This window comes from Paenibacillus sp. LBL (genome assembly GCF_029893715.1).
Lineage (GTDB): Bacteria > Bacillota > Bacilli > Paenibacillales > Paenibacillaceae > Paenibacillus_AQ > Paenibacillus_AQ glucanolyticus.
In genome coordinates, this window is the sequence record NZ_JARXYU010000048.1 from 1 (window position 1) to 1,443 (window position 1,443).

Annotated in this window: 1 protein-coding gene; it reads right to left on the reverse strand. The window is 47.5% G+C overall.

Features of this window, described 5'->3' with window-relative positions; genetic code table 11:
* Nucleotides 1–121: 121 nt before the first annotated feature.
* Nucleotides 122–1,315: a transposase gene (locus tag M2277_RS31590; protein ID WP_006207339.1), complete on the reverse strand. Its 1,194-nt coding sequence runs from the start codon at nt 1,313–1,315 to the stop codon at nt 122–124.
* Between the last annotated feature and the right edge of the window lie 128 nt (nt 1,316–1,443).

A 1,443-nucleotide genomic window follows, 5' to 3' on the forward strand; every position in this document is an offset into this window, starting at 1 on the left:
TGAGCATTTTGCATAATTCGAAAATTGACGTAAAGACAACAGGATCCAATAAGGATCAAGCTTATATGGTGGCTCCATTCTAAAAATGGACAGACCTGCAGAATTTTGCCGTTTCTATTTTTTAAACTGCTATTTTGTTCTTTTTACCTGTTACAGAAAGCGCAGAGACGAGCAGTACAATAGCGTTGAGATACTGGTGAGTTGTGACTTTCTGAATCCCCCAGACATGCAAGCTGTCTGCGGTAAGGTGGGTTTTCATTCTGGAGTTGCATCGTTCCACACTGGTACGTTCATTGTAAAGTTCCTTCCAACGCTTGGTATCTCGATGCGGACTGCTGTACCGTCTCAGGTCGTCTTTCACATCTACCTTCACCACCATACCGTAGTTGGAAGAGGAACAAGCGGTCATACCTAGTGGACAATCGACTTTACCGGTGGCGTGAGGGCAGCGAAATTTCAAAACATCGTCGTCAGCACCCCAATACGTCATCGCAAACCCCATGGAGCAGCAAGGCGTTCCGTTCGTTGACATTCCAGCAGGAGGTTCCTTCTCTCCCCGAGGATTGAGTGGTACAATAGCTTGCGCCTTCACGTTCCGGGCAGCTTCGTAAACCTTCATTTGGTCGTAGCCGGCATCGAGCATAAAGAATTTCACGTCGGTTTCGGCAGTTACGGTTTTAATCAAGCCTGGAGCCATCTCCCCATCATTGACATGCGCTGGCGTGACTTCGAGAGCGAGCGGAAGTTCACTTTGCGTATCCACAGCCAGGTGGAGCTTGTAACCGAACCAAGTGACCTTGTTGCCAAAGGAGTCGAACTTCGCTCCCCAGTTGGCATTGCCCGTTTGCTCGCTCTTTCTCTTGGGCTTCTTTTCTTCGTAAGCATGGATCGCAGCGCTGTCGATCGCGACGTGGCTGCCGTCGATGACGCCTTCTTGTCTACAGCGTTTTACCAAATCATCGAACAACTGTTTAGCCAAGTTTTTCTTCGTCAGATCAGCAAAGACTCGGCTTAATGTAGCGATGGATGGAGCTTCACGATCGAGCGAAAGTCCACATTGATAGCGAAATCGAAGATCAGTTTCCAGTCGATGATGTAAGCCGGTAAAGGTCTGAATATGCTCAAGAGGAGCAGCTAAAAGGGCACGCAAAATGCCTTCTCGACAGTGGCCACCAGCCCCTCGGGGTGAACGACTTCGCAGTTCTTTCGCGTAAGGACGAAGATCCAAGGCACTAAAAAAGATAGGCAACCGATCTTTCGAATGAATTTGTATCAGGTCTTCAAAGGAAAACAGACTTTCTTGGAGAATATACAAGGTGACTTCCTCCATTCTTGAGGTTTTTGGTTTGGTCACCGAAAAACTTCGCCAAGTTGGGGTGAAGTCCCTTTTTTATGTGTGGAAATCCTTGTGTATCAAGGACTCAGATTAATGCAAAATGCTCA